General features: G+C 61.1%; 17 protein-coding genes. 8 read left to right on the top strand and 9 right to left on the bottom strand.

Annotation, left to right across the window (positions count from 1 at the left end; all coding sequences use genetic code 11):
- Positions 1 to 72: 72 nt before the first annotated feature.
- Together NZK35_RS14080 and NZK35_RS14075 are read right to left on the bottom strand one after the other, a co-directional pair.
- Positions 73 to 1,473: a DUF1501 domain-containing protein gene (locus NZK35_RS14080; RefSeq protein WP_259633169.1), complete on the bottom strand. Its 1,401-nt coding sequence runs from the start codon at positions 1,471 to 1,473 to the stop codon at positions 73 to 75.
- Between the two features lies 1 nt (position 1,474).
- On the bottom strand, positions 1,475 to 4,363 hold the full coding sequence (locus NZK35_RS14075) for a DUF1553 domain-containing protein (protein WP_259633168.1): 2,889 nt from the start codon (positions 4,361 to 4,363) through the stop codon (positions 1,475 to 1,477).
- 765 nt (positions 4,364 to 5,128) lie between these two features.
- On the opposite strand from NZK35_RS14075, the gene NZK35_RS14070 reads away from it, so the two are divergent.
- The 7 genes from NZK35_RS14070 (at position 5,129) to NZK35_RS14040 (ending at position 9,996) form a co-directional block, all read left to right on the top strand.
- A complete protein-coding gene (locus NZK35_RS14070; protein ID WP_259633167.1) occupies positions 5,129 to 5,620 on the top strand; it encodes a 3-hydroxyacyl-ACP dehydratase FabZ family protein in 492 nt (163 codons plus the stop codon).
- Between the two features lie 85 nt (positions 5,621 to 5,705).
- Positions 5,706 to 6,095, top strand: a complete 390-nt coding sequence (locus NZK35_RS14065; protein ID WP_095737163.1) for an acyl carrier protein — start codon at positions 5,706 to 5,708, stop codon at positions 6,093 to 6,095.
- Positions 6,095 to 6,604 carry a 3-hydroxyacyl-ACP dehydratase FabZ family protein gene (locus tag NZK35_RS14060; protein WP_259633166.1) on the top strand — a complete coding sequence of 170 codons (510 nt, stop codon included), beginning with the start codon at positions 6,095 to 6,097 and terminating at the stop codon, positions 6,602 to 6,604. The genes NZK35_RS14065 and NZK35_RS14060 overlap by 1 nt, the downstream gene beginning before the upstream one ends.
- A gap of 22 nt (positions 6,605 to 6,626) precedes the next feature.
- Positions 6,627 to 7,925 carry a beta-ketoacyl-[acyl-carrier-protein] synthase family protein gene (locus NZK35_RS14055; RefSeq protein ID WP_259633165.1) on the top strand — a complete coding sequence of 433 codons (1,299 nt, stop codon included), beginning with the start codon at positions 6,627 to 6,629 and terminating at the stop codon, positions 7,923 to 7,925.
- A gap of 2 nt (positions 7,926 to 7,927) precedes the next feature.
- Positions 7,928 to 8,323, top strand: a complete 396-nt coding sequence (locus NZK35_RS14050) for a hypothetical protein (protein WP_259633164.1) — start codon at positions 7,928 to 7,930, stop codon at positions 8,321 to 8,323.
- A gap of 120 nt (positions 8,324 to 8,443) precedes the next feature.
- Positions 8,444 to 8,650 carry a small basic protein gene (locus NZK35_RS14045; protein ID WP_259633163.1) on the top strand — a complete coding sequence of 69 codons (207 nt, stop codon included), beginning with the start codon at positions 8,444 to 8,446 and terminating at the stop codon, positions 8,648 to 8,650.
- Positions 8,651 to 8,967: 317 nt separating this feature from the next.
- On the top strand, positions 8,968 to 9,996 hold the full coding sequence (locus NZK35_RS14040) for an acyl-CoA desaturase (RefSeq protein WP_259633162.1): 1,029 nt from the start codon (positions 8,968 to 8,970) through the stop codon (positions 9,994 to 9,996).
- Between the two features lie 304 nt (positions 9,997 to 10,300).
- Here the strand turns inward: NZK35_RS14040 and NZK35_RS14035 are convergent, their stop codons facing one another.
- From NZK35_RS14035 to NZK35_RS14010, 6 genes are all read right to left on the bottom strand, one after another.
- On the bottom strand, positions 10,301 to 10,606 hold the full coding sequence (locus tag NZK35_RS14035; RefSeq protein ID WP_259633161.1) for a hypothetical protein: 306 nt from the start codon (positions 10,604 to 10,606) through the stop codon (positions 10,301 to 10,303).
- A gap of 97 nt (positions 10,607 to 10,703) precedes the next feature.
- Entirely contained in the window at positions 10,704 to 11,516 is an 813-nt protein-coding gene (locus NZK35_RS14030; protein WP_259633160.1) for an inositol monophosphatase family protein, read from the bottom strand.
- 164 nt (positions 11,517 to 11,680) lie between these two features.
- Positions 11,681 to 11,902 (bottom strand): translation initiation factor IF-1, encoded by a 222-nt coding sequence (gene infA / locus NZK35_RS14025; RefSeq protein WP_094411247.1) that lies wholly within the window; start codon positions 11,900 to 11,902, stop codon positions 11,681 to 11,683.
- 15 nt (positions 11,903 to 11,917) lie between these two features.
- Positions 11,918 to 12,331 carry a 30S ribosomal protein S9 gene (rpsI, locus tag NZK35_RS14020; RefSeq protein WP_259633159.1) on the bottom strand — a complete coding sequence of 138 codons (414 nt, stop codon included), beginning with the start codon at positions 12,329 to 12,331 and terminating at the stop codon, positions 11,918 to 11,920.
- Between the two features lie 85 nt (positions 12,332 to 12,416).
- The gene (gene rplM, locus NZK35_RS14015; RefSeq protein WP_095737125.1) at positions 12,417 to 12,848 is read right to left on the bottom strand and encodes a 50S ribosomal protein L13; all 432 of its coding nucleotides are present in this window, start codon (positions 12,846 to 12,848) and stop codon (positions 12,417 to 12,419) included.
- 375 nt (positions 12,849 to 13,223) lie between these two features.
- Positions 13,224 to 14,609, bottom strand: coding sequence for a cryptochrome/DNA photolyase family protein (locus tag NZK35_RS14010; RefSeq protein ID WP_259633190.1), 1,386 nt, complete (start codon positions 14,607 to 14,609; stop codon positions 13,224 to 13,226).
- A 186-nt stretch (positions 14,610 to 14,795) separates the two neighbouring features.
- On the opposite strand from NZK35_RS14010, the gene NZK35_RS14005 reads away from it, so the two are divergent.
- Positions 14,796 to 16,154, top strand: coding sequence for a prepilin peptidase (locus NZK35_RS14005; protein ID WP_259633158.1), 1,359 nt, complete (start codon positions 14,796 to 14,798; stop codon positions 16,152 to 16,154).
- Here NZK35_RS14005 and NZK35_RS14000 read toward each other — a convergent pair.
- A complete protein-coding gene (locus NZK35_RS14000) occupies positions 16,071 to 17,531 on the bottom strand; it encodes a GntP family permease (protein ID WP_259633157.1) in 1,461 nt (486 codons plus the stop codon). The two genes, NZK35_RS14005 and NZK35_RS14000, sit on opposite strands and share 84 nt — an antisense overlap.
- Positions 17,532 to 17,828: the final 297 nt, after the last annotated feature.

The raw sequence follows: 17,828 nt of genomic DNA, 5'->3' as shown, positions 1-17,828 counted from the left end.
AACCAAATGGCCCGCAGGGTGCTTCGCATTTTTGGTACCTGACCCTTTTCCGCGGCACCCATCGACAGGCCGCTACGCCACGATGCCGTCGACGAGCTTGCCGTGGACGTCGGTCAGCCGAAAATCGCGTCCGGCGTAGCGATACGTCAGCTGTTTGTGATCGATCCCCATCAGATACAGAATCGTGGCGTGCAGGTCGTGCATGTGGACCCGGTTTTCGCGGGCATAGTAGCCGAACTCATCGGTTTGGCCGTAGGCAAACCCGCCCCGCACCCCGCCGCCGGACAGCACCACGGAGAAACCTTGCGGGTTGTGGTCGCGGCCGTTGGATCCCTGCACGACAGGTGTCCGCCCGAATTCGCCGCCCCAGACGATCAAGGTGTCGTCCCAGAGGCCGCGTTGCTTGAGGTCGGTAATCAACGCTGCGATCGGTTTGTCGGTCGCCAACGCGTTTTTCTCATGTCCCTTTTGTAAATTGCTGTGTTGGTCCCAGACCTGTCCGCTGGACACCGTGATGAACCGCACGCCACTTTCGGCCAATCGTCGCGCCAACAGGCAACTTCGGCCGAATTCACGGGTCGCTGTTTCGTCGATTCCATATGCCTGTTCGGTGGCTTGGGTTTCGGAGTCCAAGTTAAAAACATCCGGTGCGGCCGAACGCATCCGTCGGGCCAGATCGACCGCCTGGATGGCACCCTCGATTTCACGATCCGGACCGCTGTGGGACAGATGGTTTGCGTTCAGAGCGGTGAGCATCTCGATCCGCCGGTCCACGCGATCCGAATCCAGGGTTCCGGTGAGATGGGGGATCTTGGCGGATCCCGGTTTGCCGTTGCTGCCGATCGCGGTCGCTTGGTGCATCGCCGGCAAAAAAGCGGCACCGTAGTTTCGCGGTCCGCCGTGCGCGGTGGCAGGGCCGATCGCAATGTGTGCCGGCAGATCGGGATGCCCGCTGCCGAGCGCGTAACTGAGCCACGCTCCGACGCTCGGCCGGACCAGGTTGTCGCTGCCGGTGTTGATCATCCCGACGGCCTGGCCGTGGGATTGTCCGCGCGTGTGCATGCTGCGGATCACGCACAGCGAATCGGCCAGTGTGGCCATGTGGGGTAACAGTTCACTGACCCATAAACCCGACTGCCCGCGGCGCGCGAATTCCCACGGCCCCTTCATCAGCTTGGGGACGGCGTCCAGGTTTGGTGGCAGGTCAAACGGCAGCGGCTTGCCGTCGTCGATCGCCAGTCGCGGCTTGTAGTCAAACGTGTCGACGTGGCTCGGTCCGCCGTGCATGAACAGAAAGATGACGCGTTTGGCGCGAGGCTTCGGATGCAATCCGGCGTTCAGGTCGATCGCACCGGTCGCCCGTGCTCCGATCGGCGTCAGTGCGGAAACGGCCAGCGACCCGATCGCAAAACCGGCTTGTGCGAGCAGGCTGCGGCGGCCGAGTTGGAGCGGCGGGGTGGAGGAATCAGTCATCTTAATCCAGCATTCGAAATTCGGTCGAGGCAAAGATCGCGGCGACAAAGTCTGCGAAGCGGTGCTTGAGTTGGTCGTCGCTCAGTGACTGGGAAAGCCCGACGTAGTGTTCGGCCATGTCCAAGTCGTTGGGGGAGGGGTGTCGGGAAAGACAGAGGCGATAGGCCGCCCGCAACCGGGCTTCCCAAGTCGACTCGGATTGGAGAACCCGGTCGGCCGTTTGTTGCGCCCAGCGGATCACATCGTCGCTGTTGATCAGCACCAATGCCTGGCCGGGCACGTTCGTCGTCGGACGTTTGCCGACCAGCAAGTCGGGGTCGGCCGCATCGAGCGCGGTCATCAGCGGAGGGAGGTAGCCGCGGATCACGGGCAGGTAAATCGAACGAACGGGTTGGTCGATGCCGGAGGCGACGGCTTTGGTGACCGCATTGTTGGCCGTCACCAAGACGCCTTTGTCGGCGACCGGTTCGGTGCGTTCCTCTTGGGTCAGCGCGCCGGCGGCGAGCACCATGGTGTCACGAATCGATTCGGCCGACAGTCGTTTGCGATGCGCCCGCCAAAGCAGTCGATTCTCTGGATCGGTGGCGTAAGCCTGTTGGTCGAACTCGCTGCTGCGCGCGTAGGCTTGGGAAAGAACGATCCGCCGCAGCAGGGGTTTCAGTTGCCAGCCTTGTCGCATGAAGTCGATCGCCAAGGCATCGAGCAATTCGGGGTGCGAGGGGCGATCGCCGCGGGTGCCGAAGTTGTCGACCGTGCGAACGATGCCTTCGCCGAACAGGTGCATCCAGATTCGATTGACCAGCACGCGGGCGACCAGCGGGTTGTCGGGATCGGTCAACCACTGGGCCAGTTCGACCCGACCGCTGCCGGTGGGCGTTTCGATCGTCGCGTCGCCGGGGCCACAGACCTGCAAGAAACCGCGTGGGACCACATCGCCGACGTTGTTGACTTCGCCACGGATATGAACAGGGCTGTCGGCGATCTTGCCGGTGGGCAGATCTCGCGGTGCCATCGCGACCGGCAGCGGCGGCGGTGCGTTCTTCTTGGCGGCATCGAGTTGCTTCTTCCGTTCGTCCAGATGTTTCTGGGCGGCAGCGATTCGCTCGGCCGCCTGACGCGACTCGCCCGACTTCTCCGCCTGTTCGGCGGAGACGAATGCGACGGCGTCGGCGATCACATAGCCGTCGGTCCCGTCGTTGCGGATCGTCACCACCGCATCTTGGTCGGCGGAAAACTGGAACGTCCCCAACTCATTCCAAGGCGGCGTGTCCGACCGTTTCCGCTGGTCGACGATCAGCGATTCGCTTCCATCGGCGGTGACGATGGTGACCGGAACTTTCGCGGCCCGACTGTCGTTGCTGCTGAAGGCAAATCGCACGGCGTAGCGTCCGCTGGTCGGCAGACGTTTGCGAAACTCGATCGACAGCGATCCCTTGTTGGTGTTGTTGTCGTGAACGTACCCCGAACCGATGAAACCTTTCGTGTACGTGGATCCCACCCAGTCGCCGATCTTGGTCGCTTCGCGGTCGTCGACGACGATTCCATTGGTTTCGCTTTCCTTCGCCAGCTGCAACGCCTGTGTCGATTCCTTCACTTGGCTTTCCAGGGACGCGACCGTTGTGCGGTGCTGGTCGAGTGCCTGCCGGTGTTCGTCCGTGGTCGGCAATTCAACGCGATTCCAAGTGCTGACGTATTTTTGCGATTCGCCGTTGAGGGTTTGAGTGCTTTTGAAAATCCCAGCCAACGCGTAGTAATCTTCGGTGGGGATCGGATCGAACTTGTGATCGTGGCAACGGGCGCATCCGAGCGTCATGCCTAAGAACGCGCGGCCGACCGTGTCGATCTGTTCGTCGACCACGTCCAAGATCAATTTGTCTTTCGCCCGCTCGCTGAGCATCTTGGGGCCGAGCATCAGAAACGTCGTCGCGACGACGTTGTCATGGCGTTGCTGGTCGGTCGCGGCGGGCAACAGGTCGCCGGCGACTTGCTGGCGGATCATTTCGTCCAGCGGCCGATCGCTATCAAACGAATCGATCAAGTAGTCACGGTAGCGCCAGGCTTCGTGGAAGGTCGCGTTGAAGTCGCTGCCGTTGCTGTCGGCGTAACGGGCGACGTCCATCCAGTGTCGCGCCCAGTGCTGGGCGAAGCCGCGGGAGCCGAGCAATTCGTCGACAATTTGGACCCACGTTTCTTCAGTCGCGGATTCCGCCCAGCGAAGCTGGATGGATTCCGACGGCGGCAAGCCGGTCAGGTCAAAGGCCAAACGCCGCAACCGAACCTCGGCAGGCGCGGTGCCGACCGGCTCGATTCCGTGTTCGGCCAGTTGTGCGTCGAGCTGGTAGTCAATCACGTTTTCGCCGATCGCCGCTTTGGATGCCGGCGAAAGCGGTTTGCGGAAATCGGTCAGGGGGCGAAAGGCCCAGAACCGACGTCCCTGCTGCAAATCAATATCATCAGCCGCTGGACGGGGCGACACGCTGGCGGTGTTTGTTCGCGGGTCGATCGCGCCGGCGTTGATCCAGCGGACGAAATCGTCAACCACCGCGGGCGGAAGCGGTGCGGCCGGTGGCATTTCACTGGATTCGTAGCGGATCGCGGAAATCAGCAAGCTCGCGTCGGCATCACCGGGGCGGATCGCCGGTCCACTTTCCCCGCCATCACGCATCGCCGCGGCGCTGTCCAACCACAACGCTCCGCCGATGGTTTCGGATTCACCGGAGTGGCATTCGTAGCAGTGTTTGACGAGAACCGGGCGGATCTTGGTTTCAAAGAATGCTTCGGAGTCAGCGTCGATCGCCCTCGCGGTCCCCGCGATGGAGCACAGCAAGGCAAGCAGCGGCAAGGCCACAAGGCGGGAGAGGGGGCGGCAAGCGGAAGTGGAAAATCGCATCGGGACGGGCTATCGGGGAGACGGCGATGCAAAAGGAAGGTCCCGTAGCGTAACAGGAATCCCCCCGCGAAGCCAATTTTCCCACCGGGGACAGACCCCGGATGATCGGGGGGCCATGGGGTGAATGGGACCAATGGGACAGATCGGACCTATGTGTCTCATTGGTCCTATTGGTCCTATCTCGCGACCGATCGAAACCACTACCCCGAATTTCCCCGGGGACAGACCCCGAATTTCCCACCGGGGACAGACCCCGGGTTTTTTGCGCACCGGGGACAGACCCCGGAATTTCCCACCGGGGACAGACCCCGGGTTTTTTGCGGCCGGGGCCAGACCCCGGGTTTCCCACCGGGTTTTTTGTTGGGGATGCCATGGGGTGAATGGGACCAAGGGGACAGATAGGACCTATGTGTCCTATTTGTCCTATTGGTCCCATCTCGCGACCGATCGAAACAACGTCTCGGCGGGGACAGACCCCGGGGGGGCTGGTGATAAAAACCTTGCCGGCAAGCCGCGGACTTCGTCGTGCTGTGGTTGAGCGAATTTGCCCAGATCACTATTTTGTGGCTGCGGAAAACATTGAGTTTTCCGAATCGGCTGACATTACCGCTGCCGATACCCATCCAAACTCAAGCGTGAAGGTCTCAACAGCCGATGGCTGGAGAGAGTGAAAACGCGTGTAGGGCTCACAATCGCATCGAGATGGCAAGACGCCATGCCTACTGATTCTTCGCCCACTGATTCTTGGTTTACCATTGCCGTTTCATGAAGTATCGCCAACTCGACCGCATCGTCAGCCTGGATCCCGGACAACGGATCGTGGCTGAACGCACCTTGCGAGCGGACGAGGAATATTTGAAAGATCACTTTCCGCGATTTCCCGTGATGCCGGGTGTGATGATGCTCGAAGCCTTGCATCAAGCCGCGGTTTGGATGATCCGGACGGGAGACGATTTTGCCTCGCCACTGGTGCTGCTGCGTGAAGTCCGCAACGTGAAATTCGGCGACTTCCTGTCGCCCGATGAAACGCTTCAGGTCACCGCCGAGCGTGTCAAAGAGGCGGACGGGCTGATCACGGTCAAAGCGAATGCCGAAAAACAGGGGCGGGTGACCGTCTCGGCGCGGCTGATTTTGGAGCGTTCGGGTAGCAACGAGCCGCCCGAGACTGGTACAGACGCGGACATTATTCGGCGGGCAAAAAAGCAATTCAAAGAGTTGTTCGGTGACGTTTCGATCACCCCCAATCCAACCACCTAGTTTCATCTGCAGGTCCAGTTTTGAACCGGGGGACAGACCCCCTGGGCGGGACGTGCAGAAAAGCATTTGCAAAGGAAAACACGAGATGGCTCTGACAGAAGACGAAATTTTTGCGAAGGTTCAATCGGCACTCGAAGACGCATTGGGCGTCGACGATGACGAGGTCACGATGGACGCCACCCTGGTCGGTGACCTGGGCGCCGAGTCGATCGACTTCCTGGACATCGTTTTTAAGCTGGAAAAGGCGTTTGATATCCAGATCCCGCGGGAGGAGCTGTCTCCCGAGGACATCCTGACCAACAGCCAATACGTTCAAGACGGTGTGGTCACCGCCGACGGCCTGGCGGAACTGAAAAAACGCATGCCCTGGGCTGACTTGAGCGACTTCGAAGCCGACCCGAAGGTGCAGAACTTCGGCAATCTGCTGACCGTCGGTGATCTGTGCCGTTACGTCGGTGCCAAGGTCAACGACTGATGCGATGGCTCTGGGTCGATCGGTTTACCGAATTTGTCTCTGGCTCGCACGCCAAGGGCATCAAGAACGTCAGCTTGGTTGAAGAGGCCGTCGACAACTATTGCCCGGGATACCCGTTTTTGCCGCCGACCCTGATCATTGAGGGGATGGCGCAGCTGGGCGGGATCCTGGTGGCGGAGCATTTTTTGTTCGACAAACGCGTCGTTCTGGCCAAGGTCGGGCGCGCAAAGTTTTATGCGCCCGCGCTCAACGGCACCACGCTGCGGTATGAAGTCAAAATGGACGCCGTTCAGGACAATGGCGGCACCGTCACCAGTACCAGCCACTGCGACGGAGAGATTCAAGCGGAGATCGATTTGATGTTCGCGTTCCTCGAAGATGGCTATTTGATCGACGGTCCGTTGTTCGAGCCGGACGATCTGAAGGTAATGCTGCGGATCATGAAGTTTTTTTCGGTGGCGGTCGACGCCAACGGAAATCGATTCCCGACTTACGAAAAACTCAATTAGTTTCCAGCGCCGAGAAGTCAGCATGCAGCGTGATCACAAAGACCGCCGTCGCGTCGTCGTCACCGGGATCGGCATGGTCAACCCGATGGGGCACGACGTCGATTCGGTTTGGGCCGGGCTTCAAGCGGGCAAAAGCGGCGTCGCCTACACCACCCTGTTCGACGCCAGCGGGTTTCCGACCAAGATCAGTGCCGAGGTCAAGGATTGGGAGCTGGCCGAAGAAGATCTGCCCCCCGGTCGTCCCAAGACCTTGGGCCGCCACACCAAATTCGCCATCGGGGCCGCCCGACAGGCGATGGCCGACAGCGGGATCTTGGAAACGATCACCGATCCGACCCGCTTCGGCGTTTACCTGGGTAGCGGCGAAGGGAACCAGGATTTCAACACCTTCAGCCAGATGATGACGGCGGCGATTGCCGGCGGGGCATTTGATGCGTCGAAGTTCATCGCCCGCGGGCTGGAACTGCTCGATCCGGCCAGCGAGCTGGAGCAGGAACCGAACATGCCGGCGGCGCACCTGGCGACGCTGTTCAATGCGCAAGGCCCCAACATGAACTGTCTGACCGCCTGTGCGGCCAGCAGCCAAGCGGTCGGCGAAGCCACCGAAATGATCCGCCGCGGCGACTCCGACGTGATGCTGGCCGGTGGAACGCACAGCATGATCCACCCCTTCGGTGTGACGGGCTTCAACCTGCTGACCGCGCTGAGCGAAAGCAACGACGAGCCCACCAAGGCCAGCCGTCCGTTCGACCGGCTCCGCAACGGATTTGTGCTCGGCGAGGGGGCGGCGATGGTGATTCTGGAAGACCTCGACCGCGCAAAGGCCCGCGGGGCGACGATTTATGGAGAAATCGCAGGTTATGGAACGACCGCCGATGCCTATCGGATCACCGATATTCCGCCCGACGGCCACGGAGGGATCGCGGCGATGCGGATGGCGATCGCCGACGCCGGCCTGAAACCCGCCGACATCTGTTACGTCAACGCCCACGGCACCAGCACCACGGTTAACGACAAAGTCGAATCATTGGCCTGCCATGAAGTTTTTGGCGAGGATGCGGCCAAGGTTCCCGTCAGCAGCACGAAGAGCATGATGGGGCACCTGATTGCCGCCGCCGGAGTGACCGAGATGATCGTTTGCCTGTTGGCGATGCGAAATTCGGTGCTGCCGCCGACGATCAATTACGAAAACCCCGATCCCGCTTGTGATCTGGACTACGTTCCCAACGAAGCGCGACCGGCGGACGTGAAGTACGCTTTGAACAACAGCTTTGGCTTCGGAGGCCAAAACGTCACCCTGTGCCTCAGTCGCGACGTCTAGCGATGCCCGAATTCACCGATGCCGAACTGGTCGCGTTCCTCGACGAGGCGCTCTCTGATGAGCGGTCCACGGCACTGGAGGGGCAATTGCGAGAGGACGCGGAGTTGCGGCAGCGGTTAATCGCCGTGCGTGGCCGCGAGAACGCCGGGCTGCACACGCTGGGTGCGATCTGGCGACGCGGACGGCTGTCCTGTCCCTCGCGAGAGGAGCTGGGCCAGTTCTTGCTGGAGACGTTGTCGGACGAGCAATCGGACTACATCCGCTTCCATCTGGAGACCGCGGAGTGCCGGTACTGCCAAGCCAATCTGGCCGATCTGGTCGCCGCGTCCGATGCCGACCGGCATGTCGTCCGGCGTCGAAAGTATTTCCAAACGAGCGCCGGTTACTTGAAAAAGTGAACGTGCCCCCCGGTGGCGAAAATTCGCGGCTCAGCCTTGCGGATTCCGGCCCCAGGCATTAACCTTCGCGGCTCGAAACCACTTCAAAACACCCCATTTCCCTCCCCCGAGGAAGCTACCATGACGCTCGATCGCAGCCTGAAGGTAAAAGCTGGGGCGATCAAAGCGCGGAACGTGCTGACCCGAGCCGAGCGGATCGCCCAGTTGCAACGACTTGATAAATTCAACGAAGACGAAGCTATCTTGGGCATGCCCAAGGTGCGTGTGGTGAAGGTCTCGCTGAAGAAGAAGAAGAAGGTCAAGAAAGCCGACGACGACAAGAAGTAGTCGAGCCGAGTTGTCGCGCACGTTCAGCTGCCGCTGTGCGTTGCCGCACGAACGATCAAGCCGTGAGCGAATTCTTTCGCCCGCGGCTTTTTTCTTCGCCGTTTGGCCTGCCGGAATGCCCCGGCGTTCGCGTACAACTAAGGTCTTCGGAAACGTTTGCCCCTGCATCCCCCGCCGCCTACCGGCGAATGTCGTGGCGCAATCGCTTCGGCCGTCCGGGACGACGGCGTGGCCGAGTCGAGTTGGGGTGCATGTGGGGCTTTTTTGGCATGCGGGCAGCATCCGCCACTCGCCAACTCCCTCAACCCGGCCTTTTGATGTCCACTGCCGACGCAACCGCAAAGACTGTCGCGGAAACCGACCCCACCGAGTCAGGCTCGACCGCGGAGACCGAGATGGTCACTGAGGCGGCCAGCGATCCCGCCAGTGATCCGACTGCAGCGATCGATCCCCAGCGTCTTCCCCACCCCGAGCAAACGCGGCCGACGCGGATTCTGTGGGAGTACGTCGCCGTGCTCACCGCCGTCCATCTGGTTGCCCTGCTGGCCTTCGTCCCTTGGCTGTTCACCTGGTCGGGGCTGGTGATTGCGATCGCCGGTCACTTTGTGTTCGGAATGTTGGGGATCACGATCGGCTACCATCGGTTGCTCACGCACCGGGGATTCACGTGTCCTAAATGGCTGGAGCACGGTTTGGCGATTCTGGGGATGTGTAATTTGCAAGACTCGCCGGCTCGCTGGGTCGCGATCCACCGCATGCACCACCAACACAGCGACGACCAGCCCGATCCGCACTCGCCGCTGGTCAGCTTTCTATGGGGCCACATGGGCTGGGTCGTGGTTCGCAATCGAGACCTCGATCGGACGTCCCACTACGAGCGCTACGTCCGCGACTTGCTGCGTGATCCGTTCTATTTGCGGCTGGAGCGAAAAGGCGGCTGGTTCTTTGTCTTCCTGGGGCACGCCATCACGTTGACCCTGGTCGGCGCGCTGGTGGGTTATTTTGTCGACGGCGGTGCCGGCGCGCTCAAGTATGCGGCCAGCTATTACGTCTGGGGCGTCGCGGTCCGGACCGTGTTCGTGCTGCACGGTACCTGGGCGGTCAATTCGGTCGCCCATGCATTCGGCTATCGCAGCTACGAGACGCGTGACCATAGCCGCAACAATTGGCTGGTCGCGCTGTTCAGCCACGGCGAGGGCTGGCACAACAATCACCACGCCGAACCCCGATCGGCCGCCCACGGTCACCGTTGGTGGGAATTCGACATGTCGTGGCGTGTGATTCGATTCATGGAAATGATCGGGCTGGCGAAAGACGTCGTGCGCCCCAAATCGATGACGAAGTAAGGCCGGTGAGGGCAAGGCCGAGTAGCTTGCGCCCAGTGCCACTCACTTTGGCGCTAAAAGGTGTTAGCGGAACGGCGCAAGCGGGCTGTCGATTTAGTCGGGGTCTGCTGAGTCAATGGTGAGCCGCTGGCCGTAAGGCCCCGGGCAGTGTCGGAATGCCCGGCCGCTTACGCGTCGCGGCTCACAAAAACGACAGCCCGCAAGCCGTCCGGTCGCGCTTCAAAAACACCGTCAAAGACCGGAGGGCTCGCGCCCTGCCGCTATCAATAAACACCCCGCTTGGTGTCAAAGTAAGCGGCTCAAGTCACTTCCCCGGCAGGTTGTAGTTCACTTGTTCTCCAGAGACGGTCACGTGCTTCTTGGCGATCAGTTGGTTGACGACGCGTTCGATGTCCTGGTCTGGCAGTTTCTTCTTGAACGAATTGGAACGGGCGTTGCGAAGTGTCTCAAGCTTCCGCGGCCGGGACGCCTTGTTCCGTTTCAGAAACGCGATTGCCGCCTCGAAGCGTTGCGTCAGCGTGCCGTCGCTGGCGGGTTTGGGCGACTTCGCCGCCGTCGGTGAGTAGGGCGCAGGATGGTGGCTGGCACCTTTTGGGGCCGCAGGTGGCACCTTGTGACCGCACCACAAATCGGACCGATCGGACACATAGGTCGTATCTGTCCCATTCGTCCCATCGCGCTGGAATGGCGGGTGGCGTCTTTCAGCACTACGCCGGGTGATGCTTCGACGTGATCGCCAGGGCGGCGTCGTAGAGGCCGGGGCAGCTCGCCAGCACGCTGGACGGTTCCAGGCCCAGCGGGTTTCCCTGGGCGTCGGAGATCCTGCCTCCGGCTTCGGTCACGATCAGTTGGCCGGCGGCGAAATCCCAGGGCGAAAGCTTGTATTCGAAGAACGCTCCGAACATGCCGTTGGCGACGGCGCACAGGTCCAGTGCGGCGGTCCCGAAGCGGCGGATCCCGTGGATGTGGTGGCCAAAGAAGTCTTCGATCGCCGCGAGGGTCGATCGCATCATCGCGCCGCGGTCGTAATAAAAGCCGCAGCCGATCAGGGCCGTGGACAACTCGGTCGCGGCTGACGTGCCGATGTGATCGCCGTTGTGGGTCGCCCCTTCACCTTTTACCGCCGCGTAGGTGTCGCCGCTGATGGGGTTGTGGACGACACCGACGGTCGGAATGCCGTCGTGGTAGTAGGCGATCGAGACGGCGAAGTGCGGCACGTGGTGAAGAAAGTTGTTGGTGCCATCGAGCGGGTCAATGACCCACAGGTGCTCGGCACCGGTGTCGCCCACCAAGTCTTCTTCGCCCATCAGTGCGTGATCGGGGAATTTCTCGGCGATCAGATTGGCGATCACCGATTGGCTTTCCAGATCCGCATCGCTGACCAGGTCGTAGCTCTTGCCACCGACTTCTGACTTATCGCGCAGCTCAACGCCTTCGTGCCAGTAACGATGCAGGACGTGGCCGCCGGAGTAGGCGGCCGACTTGGCGGTGCGGAGGATGGATGCCAGGTCGCTGGGCATGGACGGCTCGGGCGAGTTGCTGCGACTGGGGAGCGGGCGGGGCCGGTGTACCGTCTCGTTTCACTCGTCAGGCGCAAGCTGGAAGCTTACGCCACTTACTCGCGGACCCCGAACGAGACGTCGCCAAAGTGCTCGAGGCCTGCCTGCGTCCTGTCCGCAGACCGCTAGCGTTCTCGGTAGGTGATTCGACCCTTGGTCAAATCATAGGGCGACAGCTCGACACGAACCTTGTCGCCTGGGACGATACGGATGAAGTGCTTGCGCATCCGCCCTGCGACGTGCGCCATCACTTCGTTGCCGGTTTCCAATTGGACACGGAACCGGGTGTTGGCGAGGGCCTGAGTGACAGTGCCCTCGACTTCGAACGCTTCTTCTTTCTTTCCCAACTGTTTTCCTAGGGGTTATCGTTTGCTGAACTGGACGCCACGTCGGGCGCCGCGCAAACCAGGTTTCTTTCGTTCCTTCATGCGAGAGTCTCGCGTCAGGAACCCGCCATCCCGAAGGGCATCGTGAAGCGACTCGTCGTAGCTGACGAGTGCACGACCGAGTCCCATACGAACCGCTCCGCTTTGACCGGTCAGACCGCCACCGGTGACACGCACGACGACGTCGAGCTTGTCCGCTAATTCGACGGCGGTAAGGGCTGCGGTGATTGCAGCTTGATCTTGGTCGTTGACGAAATATTCGTTCAACGGTTTTCGGTTGATCGTAATCTTGCCTTCGCCGGCACGGACACGAACGCGAGCGACGCTGCTTTTGCGTCGACCGGTTCCGAGGGCGTCACCGTTGATCTTGTCTTTTTTGACCAGGGTCATCAGTAGAGTCGGTAAATGAGTCGTTTGGAGGGTGGTTTCAGGGTGCTAGCTGAGCGAGGCAGTCGCACGGGGTGAGCGAATTCGGCTAGCTAACTTTCTTGCCCGTCCGGGCCAGCGGCTTCGGATCTTGGGCGACGTGCGGGTGATCCGGGCCGGCATAGATCTTCAGTTTTTTGATCATCTGGCGGGCCAGCTTGTTTTTCGGCAGCATCCGGCGGACGGCGTGGAAGATCAAGTCTTCCGGCTTGCGCTGCTGGCGATCGGCATAGCTTTCCAATTTCAGTCCGGGATAGCCGGTGTACCAGGTGTAGTGCCGGTCGTCCATCTTGCGGCCCGTCATCGCGACCTTGTCGGCGTTGGTGACGATCACGAAATCGCCGCAATCGACGTGCGGCGTGTACTGCGGGCGGTGTTTGCCCATCAGGACGACAGCGATGTCACTGGCCAAGCGTCCGAGTACCTCGTCAGAGGCGTCGACGACGTGCCAATTCTTTTCAACTTGGCCGGGTTTGGCCATGTAGGTAGGTTGCGTCACGGAAACAGTTCTACGGGTAACGGAAAATGTGCGGTCGGGCGAAGGTCAAACGGAAGGCTCAGCACAACGGGATGAACAATCTGGTCTTTGCCAGTCTGGTCGTTGCCATCGATGCGGTCGCTGCAATTTTGACGTGCAGATCGGCCGTGTCGTCAGGCACCCTTTGTCTTCGGCTGCGATTTCAGCCGGTCTATCACGGCAGCATCTCGCTTGGAAGTTGAGCGAATCGAGTTCGCGGGTCTGCCGCCGAGAAAGACCGAGAACGGTCCTCGGGCGGAGGATTCGGAAGCGTATCGACACCCGCGCGGCTCGGCAAGGGCTTTTCAGAGTTTTCGGGGTCGAAATTGGGATGCCGCCTCAACTTTCGAATCGGCTTAAGTACTTCGTCAGCCGAAGTTTCTTGCGTGCGCTGTCGCTGGTCATGTAACGCAAACTCCCAAAGATGGGGCGTTTGGGACCCCAAGCCCGGTCGTAGCGTCCCAGCACCCAGAAAATGCCGCTGTAGGAATTGGGGTCACGCCCATCGAGAGCATATTTGTTGTTCAGGTGGATCATGAACTCCAGCGCCTGCTCGGCGGATTCGGTCCAGTGCAGGATTTTCTTCCCCCACAGCATCCGCATGTAATTGTGCATCACGCCTTCGCGGACGAGTTGCCGCTGGGCCGCGTTCCAAAGTTCGTCATGGGTTTCGGCTGCGTCAAATTGCTCCAGCGTGTAGGTCACCGGACGCTCGTCGTCGGCCGTTGCCGCGATGGACTTTTTGGCCCAATCGGGCAACGACTCGATTTTGTCGTACCGGTCGGGCTCGCGAAAAGCCAGGTTGAAGCCCATTTCACGCCAGGTCAGGATTTGGTCCAAAAAACCTTCGGCCGGCTCGCTGGTGTTCCAAAACCCGTGATTTTTGCCGTTCGCTTCGGAGGCCTGGTCTGGTGTCCATTGTTCGTGATCCAAGACCCGTTCGACGATTTCGTGGGTGGCGATGTGCCCGAAATGCAGGTGCGGGCTTAGTCCGGTCGTGGCTTCTTCGTCGGGATGATTCCGATCGGTGTGATAAACTTTCATCCGCTCGGCCAAGAACCGGTCCAGGCGTTCCGCGGCGGCCGCAGTGCCACCGGTTACCACCGGACTGGGGGCAACGTCATGGTCGATCGGGATCTTTGCCAGTCCGTCGGGTTGGAGCAGCGCATCCAGGTCCGCCGGCTTCCATTTTCTCGTCACCGCGGCCGGCAGTTGATCCAGTTCGGGCAGCGAAACGCCGCTGAGCGGGTCGGGTTCGGGCAGCTCGGTCAGGCAATCGAGGATGTTTTTTTGCATCCAGCGTCGGTAGCTGTGTGCGACCGTGAACGTCCGCTCGGGCAGCCGCATCGGCACGACGCCATTGCCGTCGACCAGTTCCAATGGCACTGGCAAGCGATCTTTGACCGCGTCGATCATGTCGGGCAGGAAGAAGCAAGGGTATTCATCGGTGACCACCGTACACGCCTTTTCGGCCAATTTCGCCAGCAGCGGCGAGCCGCGACCGGGTTTCGGCTCGACGTAGGGAAAATAGGTCACCGGTTTGTCGCGCAAGGCGTCGGCGTTGTCACGCATGCCTTCGATGATGAAGCGATGGATGCGATCGCTGGCCCAGCGGTAGCGGACGCGGAGCGGTTCGAAGATCACCAGCGGTTTGCCGAATTCTTGGGCCCGGTCGACGGCATGCTGCAGCGCGAAGCTGTAACGTGTTCGTCGTGACGCGATCATCCAGTACAACACGTACCGGCCATCAGGTTGCGGGGAACGGGAATTCGCCTGAGAGAGTCGAATCTCGGGGATTGGCATCTTGGCTCATGGACGGATGGAATTTTCAAGCAAGACTGTAGCGGACGTCACCACGGCGATAGTATTGTGCCAGAGCAACCGGCCCGGCATTCCTTCGGATCTGAGAACTTGACGCGAAATCGACTGCGAAAAAAGCTTCCCCTGCTGGCCACGTTGACCCTGATCGTGCTCGCCGCTGCCGCCTACATCTTCGGATTGGCGTGGATCCAGTCGCGGATGTATGCGTTTTACGACTTCGGGGATCTGATCCAGCCGCGGTTGATCGATGCGACCATCGCCGGTTGGCTGCTGTTTTTCTGCAGTTCGATCGGCAGTTTCCTGAACGTCGTCGCTTGGCGGATGCCTCGCGGCGAAGGCATCGGTGGTCATTCGCATTGCCCGCGTTGTGCCAACACGTTGAAGATTCAAGACAACGTTCCGGTTTTGGGTTGGGTCTCGCTGGCCGGGCGATGTCGGTTCTGTTCGCTGCCGATTTCCCGCCGTTATCCGATCGTCGAAGCGCTGGTCGGGATCTCGCTGGCGCTGATCGGAATCACTCAGCTGTATTCGCTTTCGCTGCCGGCTCAATTCGTCCACGCGCACGAAGGCCCGCTTTGGACGCCCCGCGTGTCACCGGAGCTGTTGGCGATCTTGACCTACCACACCGTCGCGGTTTCGACGCTCTGGGCGATGGCGTTGATCCGGATCGACGGGACGCGATTGCCGACCCGATTGATCGTGTTTGCCGGTGTTGCCGTGGTCGCTGCGATGCTGGCCTATCCGACCGTGATGGTCGTCCCGTGGCAGGCGACTCGGCCGTTGTACTGGGTACCCGAGGGGCTGCACGTCGATGCGATCATGCGGGTGGCCACCGCCCTGGTTGCCGCGGCGCTGTTCGGACGCGTGCTCGCCAAAGGACTGTGTCCCTCGGCCGATCTCAAGCTGGATCCGCTGGGAGGTGGCACCAGACGGCTGGTCGACCTGATCGCGATGCTGTCGATCCCCGCGATCGTGATCGGCTGGCAATCGATGCCGGCGCTGGTGATCGGCGCGGCGATCCTTTCGTTGCTGCTGCGTCCGTTGTTGCGGTGGATCCCCATCAATGATGGACCGAAAGGCCAGATCGCCGATCGGGGTGCGATGGAGGCGTTCGCGTTTGCGTTGCCGTTTGCATTGACGCTGCATTTAATGTTCTGGCGTGTGCTTTGGGAAACGCCGTACTGGCCGAGCGACCAGAGCAGCCGCAACGTCATCATCGTCTCGGCGCTGCTGGTTTTGGTGGTGCCGTGGTTCGTTCGGGATCGCCCCGCCGCCACCACGGACGTCGCGTCGCTGGACGCGGTTGCCGATGAACGTGTCGGTCGGCAAGCCGGTGTCGATGAAGCGGAGGTCGCCGCGGCGGGCTCAACCGACGAATTGCCAGAACACCATGGCGATGGCGAATCCGATCAGCGAGATCAGGGTCGAGATCACGCCCCAGGTCCGTAGCGTCTGGGCTTCGGACATCTGAAAATAGCGGGAGATCATCCAGAACCCGGAATCATTGACGTGAGAAAAACCGGTCGCTCCGGCCGCGATCGCGACGGTGATCAGTGCCAGTTGCGGCTGACTCATGCCATCGACAAAATTTCCCATCAGTCCGGCCGCGGTCAGCATCGCCACGGTCGCCGACCCTTGCGCGACGCGAATCAGCGTCGCGAACACCCACGCCAACAGCAACACGGAGATACCCGAATCGCGAAAGATCTCTTCCATCGCGTCGGTGATTCCCGTCGCGGCCAGCACGCCCTTGAACACCCCGCCCGCTCCGGTGATCAAGATGATGATCCCGGCCGGGCCGAGCGCCTTGGTCGAAATCTCCAGCAACGTCTCGCGGTCCACGCCGCGTCGTGTGCCTAAAAAGTACAACGCGAAGATCGTTGAAAACAGCAGCGCCATCACGGGGTGCCCGATGAACGTGATGAACTGCACCACGGGCGATGCGGCGGCCAACGTCGCGGCGAGTTGTGTTCCCCGCTCGTCACGCGTCAGGCCTTCGGGCAGCCCGGCCGCGATCCATTGCTCGACAATCGTGTTGGCTAATATCAATCCGATCGGCAGCGCGATCAAGAACAAAATGAAACCGAAGGACGGCAACGCGACCTGCTCTTTTTCGTCGACCAGCGGGGCCGGCGGCAGGTTGATCTCCACGCCCTTGGCCAGCTTCACGCACAACCACGGGCCACACAGAATCGCCGTCGGCAAACCGACCATCACGCCGAACAGAATCACCCAGCCCAAGTTGACTCCCAGCAGATACGCCACCGCGACCGGTCCGGGCGTCGGAGGCACGAACGCGTGGGTCACGGCCATCCCCGCGACCAACGGCAAACCGAAATGCAGGAATGGCCGCTTGGTGTCTCGGGCCAATGCAAACAACAGCGGCGCCAAGATCACCAAGGCGACATCCAGGAAGACGGGGATGGAGATGATGAACCCGGTCAACAACATCGCCCACGAAGCGCGTTTCGGGCCGAAGATGCGTACCAGATGATTGGCCAACGCTTGCGTGCCGCCGCTGTGTTCCAGAATCGCGCCGAAGATCGCGCCGATCCCGATGATCGTCGCGATGAACCCGAGCGCGCTGCCCATGCTCTTGACGATCGTGTCGGCGACTTGGGTCAGTGGGACCGCTTCCGGATTGACCGTTCGACTGGTCGCGGCGACGAAAACCGAGACGACCAACAAGGCCAGAAACGCGGACAGTTTCAGTTTCAGGATCAGCACCAACAGCAACGCGATGCCGAACACCAGCAGCGCGATCAACGGACCCGCCGGCGGCGTCACCGTTTCGGTTTGCCCCCACAGCATCGCATCAGAAGTCATCGACAGGAGATGAACCGGGGGAAGCAAAGACGCATCGATCAACGGAGGCACCGTGTGGAGCAGGCGGAGAGATGGAAGGGGATGCCCGAGCAGCATTCAGCGGCTCCGGAGTCGCTGGCGGGAGCGGCGAGTCTAGGCGGGCGGCCCGCGTGGGTCAAGATTTGGCCCTTAGCGGGGTGTCGCGGGGGAGGGACGCGTGTGCCGGTGTGCAGGCTTTAGCCGCCCATTCTCGCTGCGAAGCAGCGAGGGGGAGTCGCCTGAAGGCTGGACACCAACCTGTGCTGGTGTGCAGGCTTT

It is taken from the genome of Stieleria sedimenti (assembly GCF_025060895.1).
Taxonomy (GTDB): Bacteria; Planctomycetota; Planctomycetia; order Pirellulales; family Pirellulaceae; genus Stieleria; species Stieleria sedimenti.
The sequence above is the reverse complement of the archived record's forward strand: the minus strand, read 5'-3'. Positions and strand labels throughout refer to the sequence as shown.